2 protein-coding genes and 1 pseudogene are annotated in these 961 nt (G+C 30.4%); all 3 read left to right on the top strand.

The window, feature by feature from the left end; all coding sequences use genetic code 11:
* Positions 1-310: pseudogene (locus tag CDOM16189_RS08000) on the top strand (response regulator); the annotation flags it as partial.
* Positions 311-467: 157 nt separating this feature from the next.
* A complete protein-coding gene (relB, locus tag CDOM16189_RS07995) occupies positions 468-698 on the top strand; it encodes a type II toxin-antitoxin system RelB family antitoxin (RefSeq protein WP_169943208.1) in 231 nt (76 codons plus the stop codon).
* Positions 695-961, top strand: a 267-nt coding sequence (locus tag CDOM16189_RS07990) for a type II toxin-antitoxin system RelE family toxin (protein ID WP_169976266.1), incomplete at its 3' end; no start/stop codon positions are given. The genes relB and CDOM16189_RS07990, both read left to right, overlap by 4 nt.

Genomic DNA, 961 nt, shown 5'->3' with positions numbered 1-961 from the left:
AGATAAAAGAGCAAGCATTAACCTTGAAGCTAAGAATATGAGTAAGGAAGAGTTAAACAGCCTTGACTTTGAAACCATAGCTATTAAACAAGATGATAAATTCGTAAGTCTAAAAGAGCTTGGGGCAACAGCGATAAGTAAGATAATGAAAAACAATGAAGTTAGGTTTTTAATACATCTAGCCGATAAAAGCATAATAAGCTCAAATGAGCTATACAATATCTCATATCTTAACCATACTCTAAATAGCAATGATAAACAGATACAAGAAAAGGATAGATTTTATAAGAGAGTGGATGTGAGGGTGTGAATTGGTGATACTAAATAAAAAATAAAAGAGTGAATTTAAGGCTTATGGTTATTAGGCAATATAATTAATCTATACTTCATATCTCAACACATCAACTTAACTGTTTTTATAAAATATGCTATAATACTTGTAATGCAAATAATACAAAGGACTAAATATGCAAATTTCAGTTAGACTAGATAAAGATATAGGAACTAAGCTTGAGAGATTAGCAAAAGATACCAAACGAACAAAAAGCTTTTATGTTCAAGAAGCTATAAAAAGATTCTTAGAAGATATGAATGATTATATAGATGCCATGGAAGAGTTAAAAAAGATAGAGAGTGATCCTAATCCTCAGTTTTATACTCTTGATGAAGTAGCTAAAGAGCTTGGCGTAAAAATATGAAAGTAAATTTTAGTAAGAATGCATTAAAAGAGCTTAAGAAGTTAGATAATAGTATTAGCATTAAAATACTTAAAAAGCTAAAAGAGATAGAAGGCTTAGATAATCCTCGTGATAAAGGCAAGCCACTTATTGGAAATCTATCTGGTCTTTGGAGATATAGAGTCGGAGGATATAGACTAATATGCAAGATAAAAGATCATGAGCTTATAGTGCTTGTACTTGGTGTTAGAAACAGAAGCGATGCTTATGATGGTGAGTTTGAT

The sequence above is a fragment of the Campylobacter sp. RM16189 genome (genome assembly GCF_012978815.1).
Taxonomy (GTDB): domain Bacteria; phylum Campylobacterota; class Campylobacteria; order Campylobacterales; family Campylobacteraceae; genus Campylobacter_A.
The sequence above is the reverse complement of the archived record's forward strand: the minus strand, read 5'-3'. Positions and strand labels throughout refer to the sequence as shown.

Bases quoted from the DNA above. Each gene is read 5' to 3' on its own strand.
- relB (WP_169943208.1), top strand. From the start codon at position 468: ATGCAAATTTCAGTTAGACTAGATAAAGATATAGGAACTAAGCTTGAG.